Annotated in this window: 16 protein-coding genes, 3 tRNA genes and 1 pseudogene; 15 read left to right on the plus strand and 5 right to left on the minus strand. The window is 49.9% G+C overall.

Annotated elements, in window-relative coordinates:
- The first annotated feature begins 17 nt into the window (after positions 1 to 17).
- The 3 genes from tcyL (at position 18) to sdiA (ending at position 2,390) form a co-directional block, all read left to right on the plus strand.
- The gene (gene tcyL, locus EOS97_RS19400; protein ID WP_023256747.1) at positions 18 to 686 is read left to right on the plus strand and encodes a cystine ABC transporter permease; all 669 of its coding nucleotides are present in this window, start codon (positions 18 to 20) and stop codon (positions 684 to 686) included.
- Positions 683 to 1,435, plus strand: coding sequence for an L-cystine ABC transporter ATP-binding protein TcyN (tcyN, locus tag EOS97_RS19405; RefSeq protein WP_021000448.1), 753 nt, complete (start codon positions 683 to 685; stop codon positions 1,433 to 1,435). Before tcyL ends, tcyN begins: the two co-directional genes overlap by 4 nt.
- 232 nt (positions 1,436 to 1,667) lie before the next feature.
- Positions 1,668 to 2,390, plus strand: a complete 723-nt coding sequence (sdiA, locus tag EOS97_RS19410; RefSeq protein ID WP_001157172.1) for a transcriptional regulator SdiA — start codon at positions 1,668 to 1,670, stop codon at positions 2,388 to 2,390.
- A gap of 66 nt (positions 2,391 to 2,456) precedes the next feature.
- On the opposite strand, the gene EOS97_RS19415 is transcribed toward sdiA, so the two are convergent.
- On the minus strand, positions 2,457 to 2,681 hold the full coding sequence (locus EOS97_RS19415; protein ID WP_000106483.1) for a DUF2594 family protein: 225 nt from the start codon (positions 2,679 to 2,681) through the stop codon (positions 2,457 to 2,459).
- A pseudogene (locus EOS97_RS19420) lies at positions 2,678 to 2,834 on the minus strand (hypothetical protein). Before EOS97_RS19420 ends, EOS97_RS19415 begins: the two are co-directional and overlap by 4 nt.
- 311 nt (positions 2,835 to 3,145) lie before the next feature.
- Here EOS97_RS19420 and uvrY point away from each other — a divergent pair.
- The 10 genes from uvrY (at position 3,146) to EOS97_RS19470 (ending at position 10,365) form a co-directional block, all read left to right on the plus strand.
- Complete coding sequence (gene uvrY, locus EOS97_RS19425; RefSeq protein WP_000611323.1) at positions 3,146 to 3,802, plus strand: UvrY/SirA/GacA family response regulator transcription factor; 657 nt, start codon at positions 3,146 to 3,148, stop codon at positions 3,800 to 3,802.
- Positions 3,799 to 5,631 (plus strand): excinuclease ABC subunit UvrC, encoded by a 1,833-nt coding sequence (gene uvrC / locus EOS97_RS19430; protein ID WP_001289468.1) that lies wholly within the window; start codon positions 3,799 to 3,801, stop codon positions 5,629 to 5,631. The genes uvrY and uvrC overlap by 4 nt, the downstream gene beginning before the upstream one ends.
- Positions 5,632 to 5,687: 56 nt before the next feature.
- On the plus strand, positions 5,688 to 6,236 hold the full coding sequence (gene pgsA / locus EOS97_RS19435) for a CDP-diacylglycerol--glycerol-3-phosphate 3-phosphatidyltransferase (RefSeq protein ID WP_001160192.1): 549 nt from the start codon (positions 5,688 to 5,690) through the stop codon (positions 6,234 to 6,236).
- A 151-nt stretch (positions 6,237 to 6,387) separates the two neighbouring features.
- A tRNA-Gly gene (locus EOS97_RS19440) sits at positions 6,388 to 6,463 on the plus strand.
- A gap of 52 nt (positions 6,464 to 6,515) precedes the next feature.
- Positions 6,516 to 6,589, plus strand: a tRNA-Cys gene (locus EOS97_RS19445).
- Between the two features lie 11 nt (positions 6,590 to 6,600).
- Positions 6,601 to 6,687 (plus strand) — tRNA-Leu (locus EOS97_RS19450).
- A gap of 249 nt (positions 6,688 to 6,936) precedes the next feature.
- Entirely contained in the window at positions 6,937 to 7,269 is a 333-nt protein-coding gene (locus EOS97_RS19455; RefSeq protein ID WP_001556026.1) for a hypothetical protein, read from the plus strand.
- Positions 7,270 to 7,482: 213 nt separating this feature from the next.
- The gene (locus tag EOS97_RS19460; protein ID WP_077946896.1) at positions 7,483 to 8,922 is read left to right on the plus strand and encodes an SH3 domain-containing C40 family peptidase; all 1,440 of its coding nucleotides are present in this window, start codon (positions 7,483 to 7,485) and stop codon (positions 8,920 to 8,922) included.
- A 212-nt stretch (positions 8,923 to 9,134) separates the two neighbouring features.
- Positions 9,135 to 9,461: a glucose-6-phosphate dehydrogenase gene (locus tag EOS97_RS19465; RefSeq protein ID WP_000240832.1), complete on the plus strand. Its 327-nt coding sequence runs from the start codon at positions 9,135 to 9,137 to the stop codon at positions 9,459 to 9,461.
- A 238-nt stretch (positions 9,462 to 9,699) separates the two neighbouring features.
- Positions 9,700 to 10,365, plus strand: a complete 666-nt coding sequence (locus EOS97_RS19470) for a YecA family protein (RefSeq protein WP_000781526.1) — start codon at positions 9,700 to 9,702, stop codon at positions 10,363 to 10,365.
- 74 nt (positions 10,366 to 10,439) lie between these two features.
- Here EOS97_RS19470 and tyrP read toward each other — a convergent pair whose 3' ends face one another.
- Positions 10,440 to 11,651 carry a tyrosine transporter TyrP gene (gene tyrP / locus EOS97_RS19475; protein WP_001562965.1) on the minus strand — a complete coding sequence of 404 codons (1,212 nt, stop codon included), beginning with the start codon at positions 11,649 to 11,651 and terminating at the stop codon, positions 10,440 to 10,442.
- A gap of 226 nt (positions 11,652 to 11,877) precedes the next feature.
- Here tyrP and EOS97_RS19480 point away from each other — a divergent pair, with 226 nt between their 5' ends.
- Complete coding sequence (locus EOS97_RS19480; protein WP_000377238.1) at positions 11,878 to 12,117, plus strand: YecH family metal-binding protein; 240 nt, start codon at positions 11,878 to 11,880, stop codon at positions 12,115 to 12,117.
- 45 nt (positions 12,118 to 12,162) lie between these two features.
- Here the strand turns inward: EOS97_RS19480 and ftnA are convergent, their stop codons facing one another.
- Both ftnA and EOS97_RS19490 read right to left on the minus strand, forming a co-directional pair.
- A complete protein-coding gene (ftnA, locus tag EOS97_RS19485) occupies positions 12,163 to 12,660 on the minus strand; it encodes a non-heme ferritin (RefSeq protein ID WP_000920619.1) in 498 nt (165 codons plus the stop codon).
- Positions 12,661 to 12,899: 239 nt separating this feature from the next.
- The gene (locus EOS97_RS19490) at positions 12,900 to 13,235 is read right to left on the minus strand and encodes a YecR-like lipofamily protein (protein ID WP_000803229.1); all 336 of its coding nucleotides are present in this window, start codon (positions 13,233 to 13,235) and stop codon (positions 12,900 to 12,902) included.
- Positions 13,236 to 13,490: 255 nt separating this feature from the next.
- Between EOS97_RS19490 and EOS97_RS19495 the strand changes: the two genes are divergently transcribed.
- Positions 13,491 to 14,129: an RpiB/LacA/LacB family sugar-phosphate isomerase gene (locus EOS97_RS19495; RefSeq protein WP_000684804.1), complete on the plus strand. Its 639-nt coding sequence runs from the start codon at positions 13,491 to 13,493 to the stop codon at positions 14,127 to 14,129.
- The last annotated feature ends 61 nt before the right edge of the window (positions 14,130 to 14,190 follow it).

A 14,190-nucleotide genomic window follows, 5' to 3' on the forward strand; every position in this document is an offset into this window, starting at 1 on the left:
CCAGGTAATCAACGCGAATGCAAGAAAGTATCCAACTGGTTATTGAATCGCTGCCGTATTTGCTTAAAGGCGCCGCCTTTACCCTGCAACTGAGTATTGGCGGTATGTTTTTTGGTCTGCTGCTGGGATTTGTGCTGGCGCTGATGCGGATGTCTCCGCTATGGCCGGTTCGCTGGCTGGCGCGCTTTTATATCTCGATTTTTCGCGGTACGCCGCTTATCGCCCAGTTATTTATGATCTATTACGGCCTGCCGCAATTTGGTATTGAGCTGGACCCTATCCCGGCGGCGATGATTGGTTTATCGCTCAATACCGCGGCTTACACGTCCGAGACGCTGCGCGCGGCGATCTCGGCTATCGACAAGGGACAATGGGAAGCGGCGGCGAGCATTGGCATGACGCCGTGGCAAACGCTACGTCGCGCTATTTTGCCGCAGGCGGCTCGCGTCGCGCTTCCTCCGTTGAGCAACAGCTTTATCAGCCTGGTGAAAGATACGTCGCTCGCCGCGACGATTCAGGTGCCGGAGTTGTTTCGCCAGGCGCAGTTAATTACCTCGCGAACGCTGGAGGTGTTTACCATGTATCTGGCCGCGTCGTTAATCTACTGGGTAATGGCGACCGTCTTATCGGCACTGCAAAACTATTTCGAAAACCAGCTTAACCGCCAGGAGAGAGAGCCAAAATGAGTGCTATCGAAGTCACCAACCTGGTCAAAAAATTTCATGGTCAAACGGTGCTGCACGGTATCGACCTTGAGGTGAAGCCCGGAGAAGTCGTCGCCATTATCGGCCCGAGCGGCTCAGGGAAGACAACATTATTACGCTGTATTAACCTGCTGGAACAACCGGAAGCGGGCACCATTAAAGTAGGCGATATTATCATCGATACCACCCGCCCATTCAGCCAGCAAAAAGGGTTGATTCGCCAGCTACGCCAGCATGTCGGCTTTGTCTTTCAGAGTTTTAACCTGTTTCCGCATCGTACCGTGCTGGAAAATATCATTGAAGGTCCGGTGATTGTAAAGGGAGAGCCGAAAGCCGAGGCGACGGCGCTGGCGCGGGAACTGTTAGCCAAAGTCGGGTTGGCCGGTAAAGAGACCCGTTATCCGCGCCGCCTGTCGGGCGGGCAACAGCAGCGCGTGGCGATTGCGCGCGCGCTGGCGATGCGCCCGGAAGTGATTCTGTTTGATGAGCCGACGTCGGCGCTTGATCCTGAATTAGTCGGCGAGGTGCTTAATACGATTCGCCAGCTGGCGCAGGAAAAGCGCACGATGGTGATCGTTACTCACGAAATGGGCTTTGCGCGTGACGTGGCTGACCGGGCGATATTTATGGATCAGGGGCAAATCGTCGAGCAGGGGCCGGCGAAAACCTTGTTCGCCGATCCTCAGCATCCGCGTACCCGCCAGTTCCTTGAGAAATTTTTAGTGAAATAATACCTTTTCAACGCTCGCCCGAATTAGCCGTGCCTCGGGCGAGCGCAATGAATAATTATGAAGTCATTCTGCCAGATTATTAACCTCGCTCTCAGGCGGAAGCCAAAAAAGTGTAATGCCGCTCAAGTATTCTACGTTTCGTCCGATATTTCTTATATATAAACACTATTTATGTGTTAATTTAAGTCATTCATAATAATGATTATCAATATCAAAGGCGTGACCATAAAATATGCAGGAAAATGATTTCTTCACCTGGCGACGCGCAATGTTGTTACGCTTTCAGGAGATGGCGGCAGCAGAGGATGTTTATACTGAATTGCAATATCAGACACAGCGGCTGGAATTTGATTATTATGCCCTGTGTGTTCGCCATCCCGTTCCCTTTACCCGGCCTAAAATATCGCTTCGTACCACCTATCCTCAGGCGTGGGTAACGCATTACCAGTCCGAAAACTATTTCGCGATCGATCCGGTATTAAAGCCGGAGAATTTCAGGCAGGGTCATTTACATTGGGATGACGTGCTATTTCATGAAGCGCAGGCGATGTGGGATGCCGCCCAGCGTTTCGGATTACGCAGAGGCGTAACCCAGTGTGTGATGTTGCCGAACCGGGCGCTGGGCTTTTTATCTTTCTCCCGTAGCAGTTTACGCTGCTCCTCGTTTACCTACGATGAAGTGGAGCTGAGGTTGCAACTGCTGGCGCGGGAGAGTCTTTCAGCGCTGACAAGATTTGAAGACGACATGGTGATGGCGCCTGAGATGCGTTTCAGTAAACGTGAGAAAGAGATTCTGAAGTGGACGGCGGAAGGGAAGACCTCATCGGAGATCGCCATTATTCTGTCGATTTCTGAAAATACCGTTAACTTCCATCAGAAAAACATGCAGAAGAAATTCAATGCGCCCAATAAAACACAGATTGCCTGCTACGCTGCGGCGACAGGTCTGATATGACGTGCTGACGATGCTTCACGCCAGACGCGAAACCGGCTGAAAGCGATGCTAACAGCCGGTTTTTTACTACTGGCGGTAAGCCTGTTTAATTTGCTTAACCGTACTGGAAAATACCGCCGCTTGTGCTTCATCATCCATCTGCGCGATCTGTTTTTCCATTTTAAGAATCACGCGCCCTGCATCGGCCTGGCCCATCGCCTGCAGCATCAGCGTTAACATGGCTTTCAGGCAGTTGACTTCAGTAGCCAGTTCTTGATTATTCTCAGCGGTGGAAAAATCAGGCGTACTCATTTATTTTCCTCGTTATGTTTCAGTGAAAATGTGCGATAGCAGATGTTAAGGCGGCGGAGTATACCATAAGCTACGCTAAAAATAGCAGTGGTTGTTTTTTGATCAAAAAGCGGAGGGGGTTACCCACAAAATAAACGTTGCCGCGTGATGCATATATTTTCTTCATTCTTTGTTTATTACGCGTATTTTACTCGTTAATTATTGTTACAAAGTTGATTCCCTAATTAGTGTTTAGACAGCGGAACGTGAAATTTTTGTCACCATTATGAAATGGCAGCCCGGGACAGCGGCGTCAGAAGGGGCTACAACGTTGGCAGTTGCCACATGACGTACAACATAATTTCCAAAAACGAGAGCAAAATCGAATACCCGGTGTTTTTTTACGTTTCAAAGTTGAGATAAAACCAGCTAATATAAGGGCGATTAACTATCAGTAGCGTTATCCCTATTCTGGAGATATTCCTTTGATCAACGTTCTTCTTGTTGATGACCACGAACTGGTGCGCGCAGGGATACGACGCATTCTTGAAGATATAAAGGGCATTAAAGTTGTCGGTGAAGCGTGCTGCGGAGAGGATGCGGTAAAATGGTGCCGTACTAACGCCGTTGACGTCGTGCTGATGGATATGAACATGCCCGGTATTGGCGGCCTTGAGGCGACGCGTAAAATTGCCCGCTCGACAGCGGATATCAAAGTGATCATGCTGACCGTCCATACGGAGAACCCGTTGCCCGCCAAAGTGATGCAGGCTGGCGCAGCTGGCTATCTCAGCAAAGGCGCTGCGCCTCAGGAGGTGGTGAGCGCTATTCGTTCGGTGTATTCCGGACAACGTTATATCGCCTCCGATATCGCTCAGCAGATGGCGCTCAGTCAGATTGAGCCTGCAAAAACGGAAACGCCGTTCGCCAGTTTGTCTGAACGCGAGTTGCAGATTATGCTGATGATCACCAAGGGTCAGAAGGTCAATGAGATTTCAGAACAGCTGAATCTCAGTCCTAAAACGGTGAACAGCTATCGCTATCGTATGTTCAGTAAATTAAACATTCATGGTGATGTTGAGCTGACTCACCTGGCAATCCGCCATGGCCTGTGTAATGCGGAGACGTTAACAAGCCAGTGAGTGAAATATTTGACGCAAAGGCGTTTTTGAAAACCGTTACCAGCCAACCCGGTGTCTATCGTATGTATGACGCCGGCGGTACGGTTATTTATGTCGGTAAAGCAAAAGACCTGAAAAAGCGTCTTTCCAGCTACTTTCGCAGCAACCTGGCTTCGCGTAAAACCGAAGCGCTAGTTGCGCAAATTCAACACATTGATGTCACGGTAACGCATACCGAAACGGAAGCGCTGCTGCTTGAGCATAATTACATCAAGTTGTATCAACCGCGTTACAACGTGTTGTTGCGTGATGATAAATCCTATCCTTTTATTTTTCTGAGCGGCGATACCCATCCGCGTCTGGCGATGCACCGTGGCGCTAAACATGCGAAAGGCGAGTACTTCGGCCCATTTCCTAATGGCTATGCCGTGCGGGAAACGCTGGCGCTGTTACAGAAAATTTTCCCTATCCGCCAGTGCGAAAACAGCGTGTATCGCAACCGCTCGCGTCCTTGCCTGCAATACCAGATTGGCCGCTGCTTAGGCCCCTGCGTTGCAGGACTGGTCAGCGAGGAGGAGTATGCGCAACAGGTGGAGTATGTCCGGTTGTTTTTGTCCGGCAAGGACGACCAGGTCTTAACACAGCTGATTGCCCGGATGGAAAAGGCCAGCCAGGATCTGGCATTTGAAGAGGCGGCGCGTATTCGCGATCAGATCCAGGCGGTACGCCGGGTCACGGAGAGACAGTTTGTCTCCAATGCGGGCGACGATCTCGACGTGATCGGTGTGGCTTTTGATGCGGGTATGGCCTGTGTGCATGTGTTGTTTATTCGCCAGGGTAAGGTGCTGGGCAGCCGCAGCTATTTTCCAAAAGTGCCTGGCGGTACGGAACTGGGCGAAGTGGTGGAAACCTTTGTCGGGCAGTTTTACCTGCAGGGTAGCCAGATGCGCACGCTACCGGGCGAGATACTGCTCGATTTTAATCTTAGTGATAAAACGCTGCTGGCCGATTCGTTGTCGGAACTTGCCGGACGGCGTATTCATGTCCAGACAAAACCGCGCGGCGATCGCGCCCGTTATCTCAAGCTGGCGCGGACCAACGCGGCAACGGCCTTAATCACTAAACTCTCGCAGCAGTCCACCATCACGCAGCGTTTGACTGCGCTGGCGGCGGTATTAAAACTTCCTGCGATCAAGCGGATGGAGTGTTTTGACATCAGCCATACCATGGGGGAGCAAACGGTCGCATCCTGTGTGGTATTTGACGCTAACGGGCCGTTACGCGCCGAGTATCGTCGTTATAATATCGCGGGTATCACGCCGGGTGATGACTACGCGGCGATGAATCAGGTGCTACGTCGGCGTTATGGCAAGGCCATAGAAGAAAGTAAGATTCCGGATGTTATTCTGATCGACGGCGGAAAAGGGCAGCTCGCCCAGGCGAAAGCCGTTTTCGCTGAGCTGGATGTCCCCTGGGATAAGCATCGTCCTTTGCTGCTCGGCGTCGCCAAAGGCGCGGACAGAAAGGCCGGTCTGGAAACACTCTTTTTTGAACCGGAAGGCGAGGGGTTTAGCCTGCCGCCGGACTCGCCGGCGCTGCATGTTATTCAGCATATTCGCGATGAGTCGCACGATCACGCGATCGGCGGGCACCGTAAAAAACGCGCGAAGGTTAAAAATACCAGTACGCTGGAAACTATTGAAGGCGTTGGGCCTAAACGTCGCCAGATGCTGCTGAAATATATGGGCGGTTTGCAAGGACTACGTAACGCCAGCGTAGAAGAAATTGCAAAAGTGCCGGGTATTTCGCAAGGTCTGGCAGAAAAGATCTTCTGGTCGTTGAAACATTGAGGCCACTGTAGCAACATAGGGGTAATTTCACTGACAACAGATAGTTACCCGTCACTATGCAATTTAATATCCCTACGTTGCTCACGCTGTTTCGCGTCATCCTGATTCCATTCTTTGTCGTGGTGTTTTATTTGCCGTTCGCCTGGGCGCCGATGGTCAGCGCGCTGATTTTCTGTATTGCCGCTATTACCGACTGGTTTGACGGCTTTCTGGCGCGACGCTGGAACCAGAGTACGCGTTTCGGCGCTTTCCTCGACCCCGTCGCCGACAAGGTGCTGGTAGCGATCGCCATGGTGCTGGTCACCGAGCATTATCATAGCTGGTGGGTGACGTTACCTGCGGCGACGATGATAGCCCGCGAAATTATTATCTCTGCTCTGCGTGAATGGATGGCGGAGCTGGGCAAACGCAGTAGTGTAGCGGTCTCCTGGATCGGTAAAGTCAAAACTACCGCGCAGATGGTGGCGCTGGCGTGGCTCTTGTGGCGTCCGAATATCTGGGTAGAGTATGCCGGGATCGCGCTTTTCTTTGTCGCAGCGGTGCTAACGTTGTGGTCCATGTTGCAATATTTGAGCGCTGCACGCGGAGATTTGCTTGATCAGTGATCGTTTCGCCGCAAATTTCAGCAAACGATCGTGAGTGACGAAAAATATCGTTGACTCAGTGCGTCAGGTAAGTAGAATGCAACGCATCGAACGGCAGCACTGATTGCCAGACGATAACAAAATCAAGTGATTAACAAAGTTGCTTGATACTGCGGGAATAGCTCAGTTGGTAGAGCACGACCTTGCCAAGGTCGGGGTCGCGAGTTCGAGTCTCGTTTCCCGCTCCAGTTTAAAAGCATTGGCGTAAAGCGAATGCTGGCTGAAAAGCCAAAAAAATTTGGCGCGTTAACAAAGCGGTTATGTAGCGGATTGCAAATCCGTCTAGTCCGGTTCGACTCCGGAACGCGCCTCCAATTTTTCCCGAGCCCGGATGGTGGAATCGGTAGACACAAGGGATTTAAAATCCCTCGGCGTTCGCGCTGTGCGGGTTCAAGTCCCGCTCCGGGTACCATGGGAAAGACAAGAATAATCAAAGCAATAAGCAGTGTCGTGAAACCACCTACGGGTGGTTTTTTTGTGCCTTCAGTTTGTATGCCGACCGCGAGCGTGAACTCTCCAGTGCGATATACAGTAAAAAACATCGGTAGCGGCATTTCTGCCAGTACAACAGTTATGTGCTACCGACCCGCAAGAACTTATGCCTGGTAAATACTAAACGTCGGGTAAATCAGCCGATAAAATCCATTAATCTCTATAAAAAATGCTGATATGTTTTATGCCTGCTTTATTAAAGAGAGTAGGTCTGCCAGTGAAATATACCGATAATGCAAAATTATTTATTAGCTTCATTAATATTGGGATTGTAGGTTGCGCTTTTTTACTTTTTTTTATTTTGTATGAGCCTGAGAGTGCAATCGTAACCTACTCTCTTCCAGGAGAGCTTTCCTCTTCAACATGTGATGCGCGTAATTTTATTGGCTACGTCGATGAAAATGACTTTGCAGAGTATATAAAAAAAGTAGAACTGACGCGCTACAGTATGTATTGTCTGAAAAAAACAGGGGCGGGTCAGTGGAGTATTTATGCAAATTAAACGAGTATATAACTGTTCAGGGTTATTTTCTGCACAATTTAACTAAAGGTAGATAGCGAACTAATATTGATCATAAGGTAATGTGATCTGCATCATGCTTTAATCACGTTTTGCAATATTGTCTTAATAACAGGTCAACTACAGATAATTTCGGGTTTTCGTGAATGGCGGTTTTGGTCAGTCTCTATATTATGCTTTCCCCGCTTTACGGAGATGATGATGCAAAAGAAAACCTGGGCCGTTTTATTGATACCATTGTGCCTCACCGCTTGCCACCAGACGACCTACCGATCAACAGCCAAAGATGAAATTGTCGCAGGGAGCTATATTGACCCGACAAAAACACGCTTTCCGTTAGCGGATTATTCACAGTCGGTTGATAAATGGATACCTCCGGACTCGGCTGATTACACTATTCCGGTTATTGATAGTGCTACCCAACAACGCTACTTTCACGCACTAAAATCTCATTATTTCGGAATGGACAGTGAAGCGCACTCGCCGTGGAATGGTTTTTATATTACCGCATTGCTGAAAAAAAATGCAGCACAGGCCCGGGATGCCAGTATTAAGCAGTTTCTTAGCGACGGCAGTGCTTATTGGGGGGAAAACTTCAGACTTTATACCTCTCGCTGGAAAGAGGAGGTTAGAGGGAATACGGATACGCAGATTGACAATATCTATCATGCCTCCCGGCGAGGCATTATGGTCAGAGAAAGTTTAGTCAGAGCGCTGCCAACGGACGACCCGCTCTTTAACGATCCCCGTCAGGCGGGCGAGGGGTATCCGTTTGATAATTTACAAATGTCTTCGCTGCGTCCCGGTACGCCGGTCTATACGCTGACGAAGAGCAAAGACCAACGCTGGCAATATGTCGTTTCACCAGCGGTAACTGGCTGGGTTCATAGTGAAGATATTGCCAGTACGGATCAGAAATTTATAACACAGTGGGTTTTGCTCGCTCACAAGCAACTGGGGGCATTTATCAACGCGCCGGTTTCTGTCCATGCCGCAGGCGTCTATTATTTCACCGGGCGACCGGGCACTATTTTACCGTTCCGACATCAACGGGCGGGCCAGTTCCTGATTGCGGCGCCAGTTCGCGGCAGCAATGGTCGCGCGTTTATCCATTGGGTCTGGCTAAGCGGTAACGAGTTTACGGCTATGCCGTGGAAAATGACGCCGGAAAATATCGCCGTGCTAATGAAAGCAATGCACGGCGCCCCCTACGGTTGGGGAAATTTTAACTTTTATAATGATTGTTCAGCCGAAGTCCGCAGCCTGTTAATGCCGTTTGGCATATTCCTGCCCAGACATTCATCCGCGCAGGTAGAGGCTGCTGGACGGGTGGTCGATCTTAGTCATAAAAATCCCCAAATGCGGATCGATTATCTCACCAGATACGGAAAAGCGTTTACTACGCTGGTCTATATTCCAGGGCATATTATGCTGTATATCGGTAACACAACCATGAATGGGCAGGTCGTGCCGATGACTTATCAGAATATCTGGGGATTGCGCCCAAACCATGCTAATAGCCGGAGCATTATCGGTGAGGCGGTTTTTTTGCCGTTACTGCGTTTTTATCCTGAAAATCCTGAGCTGATATCGCTGGCTGGTAAGGTTCTGTTTAAGCTTGGTTATATAGAATAGGTTGACAAACTGTGTTATCGCGGAAGACATGATTAAGGCAACCGTGCGCGTGGATATAAAGAGAGTATCCCTGTAAACTGTGTCTGAAAAAAGTATGCGCTATAGTGCGGGCTGTTTATTTGAAATACTATCTGGAGCTGATTCTGGATGTGATTATGTGCCTCACACATTGAAGTGAGAGTTATTGTTGGCGGTATCTGGCTGGAGGCTGGGTGGTAAAAAGACGTAATTTATTGCATTTTAATAACGGTGCCCGGTCAGAGCGCGATCTTGGGGATCTGGTCACTAAAGTTTTTGAGAAAGCGGCGAAAAAAGAACCGCAACCGCTATACACATTTAGCCTGCCGTTGCTGAGTGTGCAGGATGATATCCGTGTTTACTGTAAGAAAAAAAATATCAAAATAGGGTACGATACGCTGTTTATGGAAATAACCTTTTCTGCTGACAGAGAAGCGGTAGACGAACTCATTAAACACTTTTTTACTGAAAATAAGCTCTATTTGAGAGGGCGGTTTTATCTGTCCGCGGCGGTGGTATAAGTTAGCATGAGTATAATATAGCGAGAAACCCATCTCTCTCTTTTGTGTGGGGCGAGCGCTTCCTGGCGGAAAATCTGCGCCCTGATCCTCCTTTTGTGCGTTAACTTCCGGAATCCTCCTCATTTCGTGTTAATCTGGCCCCTGATGGTTGCCATCCAAACTGCCTGCAAAAAAATTATTTTTATCCGCTGCAATGTAAGAGGCCTACAGGCGGAAGTCATCACTGAGGAAAAGCGTTATGAAAATGGAACCATTAAACGAGAACGAGCTGGAATGGCTGGATGATGTGCTGACGAAATACAATACCGATCAGGCCATTTTGGATGTCGCGGAGCTGGACGGTCTGATTACTGCGGTACTAAGTTCTCCGCGTCCCATCGAGCCGGAACAGTGGCTGGTCGCGATATGGGGGGGACCCGCGTACGTACCGCGCTGGACATCTGAAAAAGAAATGACGCGATTTATGGAGCTGGTGTTCCAGCACATGGCGGACACAGCCGCCCGGCTTGAAGACTATCCAGAACAGTTCGAGCCGCTGTTTGGCCTGCGAGAAGTTGATGGCCATGAATTAACGATTGTTGAAGAATGGTGCTTTGGTTACATGCGCGGAGTGTCGCTGTCCGACTGGTCTGACTTGCCGGATACGCTAAAACCGGCGCTGGAAGCGATTGCCTTACACGGCACTGAAGAAAACTTTGCGCTGTTGGATAAAATGAGCCCGGAAGCGTTCGATAAAAGCGTTGATGCTATCCGTATCGCGGCGCTTGAGCTGCATGCCTGGTGGATGGCGCATCCGCACACGACGCCGCTACAGATGCCGATAAAAGCAGAGGTGAAAGTGGGGCGTAACGATCCTTGTCCATGCGGGAGCGGCAAAAAATTTAAGCAGTGCTGCCTGCATTAATGGCTCGTAAACGGCCATAGCGTGACGATTATCGAGCCTGGACGGCGTCCGGGCCCGGTAATCTTTGCCTGGCATTAACCTGGATCGGGCAGAAACCCCAGTGCGATCGAAAACTGGACGCCAATCACGACAATGCCGCAGATAAACACCAGCGCCAGCGCTGGCGTGCCGCCTGCCACACGATATCCCGCCTGAGGGCTCTGTTTACGGCATTGCCAGACCAGCATAGCAGGGATGAGCAGTGCCAGCACTGCCAGCGCTACGCCGGCATAGCCTAATGCCATCACAAATCCACGTGGGTAGAAAAGCGCAAACGCCAGCGGTGGCAGAAAGGTAATCAGCCCGGTTTGCAGGCGTCCGGACACCGTACTGCGGCGCTGGAATAGATCGGCCAGGTAATCAAATAATCCTAGCGCTACGCCCAGAAAAGAGGTCGCCAGCGCCAGATCGGCGAACAGGTGGACCGCCAGTTCGACATGTGGCGAAGCGACCACTTCTCTGAGCGCCTGCAGCAGGCCATTTAACCCGGCATGGCTGGCCAGTAGCCCTCTGAATGTCGGCGAGTCGATACTTCCCAGCGTGGCGAGCTGCCAAAAAATATAGGCCACTAACGGAATGGCGCTACCCGTCATAAAGACCCAACGCAGCCGGCGAATGTTGCCGTTCATATAACTCACAATACTCGGTACGCTTCCGTGAAAACCAAACGAGGTGAAAATGACCGGTATGGCGGATAACGCCAGCCCCTGCTGTAAAGGAAGCGTAAGAAGATTTACTTTATGAATATGTGGCGTGAGCAACGCAAGCATGATGACCAGAAAAATGATCTTCGCGCTAAACAGGAAGCGGTTAAAAAGGTCGACCAGCGAGGTTCCCACACATACCACCCCACCGGCAACAAAGGTGAACAGCAGCACCCCGGCAGCGGGCGAGAGCGTGGCGCCAAGCCAGTTATTAATACTGGATGCCAGTAATTCTCCGGCTCCGGAAATGTAGGCGGCGGTGAGCGCATACATTAAGAACATCATACTGAATCCCGTAAGCCACTGTCCGTAACGTCCAAGATAGCGTTTTGCCAACGAGCCCAGCCCGGTATCCGCCGGAACGTGTTGATATACCTCCAGTAATAGTAGCGCGGTATAACACATCAGCGCCCACAGGCCAATCAACAATCCCAGCGTGACGCTGAAACCAACGCCAGCCGCTGCCAGCGGCATTGCCAGCATCCCGGCGCCGATAGTGGTGCCTGCCACGATAAAAATACTGCCCAGAGTTCTGTTTTTCACGCTTTCTACTACCCCGGTAACAAAGAACGGTGATATCCGCGGCGCAGGGTAAGGCATTACGCTATTTTCGTCAAATGGTCGTTACAATGGGTGTACTGTAAAATTTACAGTTTCGGGCATAAAAGCGAATATGAGAGGAGACGCGGACAACCGCCGCAAACCTGCGCTAGCGCAAAGTCGCTCGCACACGGACACATTAGGCTACGAGTTTTATTCAGGAGGGGTTATGGATTCCATTCACGGTCACGAAGTGCTCAACATGATGATTGAGTCTGGCGAGCAGTACACGCATACCTCGCTGGAGGCGGCAATAAAAGCGCGCTTTGGCGAGCGGGCACGATTTCACACCTGTTCAGCGTCAGATATGACGGCGGCAGAACTGGTCGCGTTTCTGGCGGCGAAAGGAAAGTTTATTGCCGTGGAGGACGGTTTTTCAACGCATGAGAGTAAAATCTGCCGCCATTAATACGCCACGGTGAGAGCGCGTCTCACCGTGTAAGGACGTGTTGGATTAATTTTGCGTATCCAGGGTGGAGAGTTCTTTATCAATGAAATAAAGCCCTTCGCCGCTTTTTCCCGCCAGCGTTAATTTATCAATAATAGATTTGAATAATTTTTCTTCTTCATGCTGTTCTGCCACATACCACTGCAAGAAATTAAATGTCGGATAATCCTGGCTGGTCATTGCGGCATGAGCCAGTTCATTAATTTTTTGCGTAATAAGCTGCTCATGCTCATAGGTCGCGCGGAACAGTTCATCCAGTGAGGTGTACTCAGCGAAGGGCGAAGAAACGGTATTAATGCGCGGCAGGCTTCCGGTATCGGTAAGGTAGTCAAACAGGCGCTGCATATGCGTCATCTCTTCTTGCGCATGGCGACGAAGAAATGCGGCCGCGCCTTCAAAACTGTGATAGCTGCACCACGCGCTCATTTGTTGATAGAGCAGGGAGGAGTACAACTCCAGATTCATTTGCTCATTCAGTTTGTCGATCATTTCTGTTTTCAGCATGGTTCCGCTCCACAAATAGCAAAAGATATACAGTAATGTGGCGCCACTATAATTTGTTATTTTATTATTTGCAAAAGGTAAAATATTAAATTTAATTATTAAAAATACGAATGGGAATAAAACGCATTAACGCCAGTGTATAGGGTATAAAAATAAAGGAAAGCCAGCACCTTCATGCTGGCAATAGCGACCCTGCGCTCTCCTCCATTGTACATGGTGTCGGCATTAAGCCAGCCGCCTTAATAATAAAGCGGCATGATTTGCGGGACGGCAACGCCCCGGCACTGCCAGGAGAGGGTAAATCGGGTGTTCAGACACAACGAGCCCGCATAAATGCTACAGGTTCCTACCGGCTGACCAAACGAAACGGCATCGGCATAGCCCATCTGCTGGCATTCGCGTGTTGCGGTCCCGTGAGATACATAATCATCTGTCCGTGAAGTAAAAAATAGCGGCTGGTTATACGTCAGGCGCACGATGCCGCTTATCGGGCTGGCTTCGCTGACCTGCGCTTGTCGAGTAATGGTGCATCCCGTCAGGGCTAGCAGTGAAAGAGTAAAAATAAGAGGCTTCATAAAATCGCTCCGACAATTCGGTATCAGACCATGCTACCTCGTGTCTTGCACCGTCAATGGCTGGAATAACTTACGGATTCGCCTTGATTAAAGGTAACGGCAGGAGGTTTACAGCGGGAACAGAAAATGTGTGAGCGTCTCTTCATTTAATGAAACTTGGTTTCATTAAATTTGAATGCGTGTTCTTAAGTGTGTAGTGTGGGCAAAACGTCATGATTTACGCAGACGCGACCGTTTGCATTCAGGAGGAACACGATGAAAATTGCACTGATGATGGAAAATAGCCAGGCCAGCAAAAATGCCATCATTTATAACGAACTTAGCGCCGTCGCCAATGAAAAGGGATTTCCCGTTTTTAACGTTGGCATGTGCGACGAAAATGACCATCACCTGACGTACATTCATTTAGGCATCATGGCGAGTATTCTGCTTAATGCAAACGCGGTTGATTTTGTGGTTACTGGCTGTGGCACCGGTCAGGGCGCGCTGATGTCGTTAAATATTCATCCAGGTGTCATTTGTGGCTATTGCATCGATCCGGCAGATGCTTTTCTGTTTGCGCAGATCAACAACGGCAATGCGTTGTCCCTGCCATTTGCGAAAGGCTTTGGCTGGGGCGCTGAGCTGAACGTGCGTTTCATCTTTGAAAAAGCGTTTACCGGGCGTAAAGGCGAGGGGTATCCGCCTGAGCGCAAAGCGCCGCAGGTACGCAATGCGGGCATTTTGAATCAGGTTAAGGCCGCGGTCGTCAAAGAGAATTATCTGGATACACTACGGGCTATCGATCCTGAACTGGTTAAAACGGCGGTTTCAGGGCCGCGTTTCCAGCAATGTTTGTTTGAAAACGGCCAGAATAAAGAAATAGAAGCGTTTGTACGTGAGATGCTGGGGTAATGCCTGGACAAGACAGAGGCGTTTCGCGCCTGTCGGCTGGCATGATGTGCCGATAATACGC

This window comes from Salmonella sp. SSDFZ54 (genome assembly GCF_004010735.1).
Classification (GTDB): Bacteria; Pseudomonadota; Gammaproteobacteria; order Enterobacterales; family Enterobacteriaceae; genus Salmonella; species Salmonella enterica.

Coding starts and splice junctions, on each gene's coding strand:
- tcyN (WP_021000448.1), top strand. CDS start 683: ATGAGTGCTATCGAAGTCACCAACCTGGTCAAAAAATTTCATGGTCAA.
- EOS97_RS19490 (WP_000803229.1), bottom strand. CDS start 13,235: ATGAAGCCTCTTATTTTTACTCTTTCACTGCTAGCCCTGACGGGATGC.
- EOS97_RS19470 (WP_000781526.1), top strand. CDS start 9,700: ATGAAAATGGAACCATTAAACGAGAACGAGCTGGAATGGCTGGATGAT.
- tcyL (WP_023256747.1), top strand. CDS start 18: ATGCAAGAAAGTATCCAACTGGTTATTGAATCGCTGCCGTATTTGCTT.
- EOS97_RS19455 (WP_001556026.1), top strand. CDS start 6,937: ATGCTGATATGTTTTATGCCTGCTTTATTAAAGAGAGTAGGTCTGCCA.
- EOS97_RS19415 (WP_000106483.1), bottom strand. CDS start 2,681: ATGAGTACGCCTGATTTTTCCACCGCTGAGAATAATCAAGAACTGGCT.
- ftnA (WP_000920619.1), bottom strand. CDS start 12,660: ATGCTGAAAACAGAAATGATCGACAAACTGAATGAGCAAATGAATCTG.
- pgsA (WP_001160192.1), top strand. CDS start 5,688: ATGCAATTTAATATCCCTACGTTGCTCACGCTGTTTCGCGTCATCCTG.
- EOS97_RS19495 (WP_000684804.1), top strand. CDS start 13,491: ATGAAAATTGCACTGATGATGGAAAATAGCCAGGCCAGCAAAAATGCC.
- EOS97_RS19460 (WP_077946896.1), top strand. CDS start 7,483: ATGATGATGCAAAAGAAAACCTGGGCCGTTTTATTGATACCATTGTGC.
- sdiA (WP_001157172.1), top strand. CDS start 1,668: ATGCAGGAAAATGATTTCTTCACCTGGCGACGCGCAATGTTGTTACGC.
- EOS97_RS19480 (WP_000377238.1), top strand. CDS start 11,878: ATGGATTCCATTCACGGTCACGAAGTGCTCAACATGATGATTGAGTCT.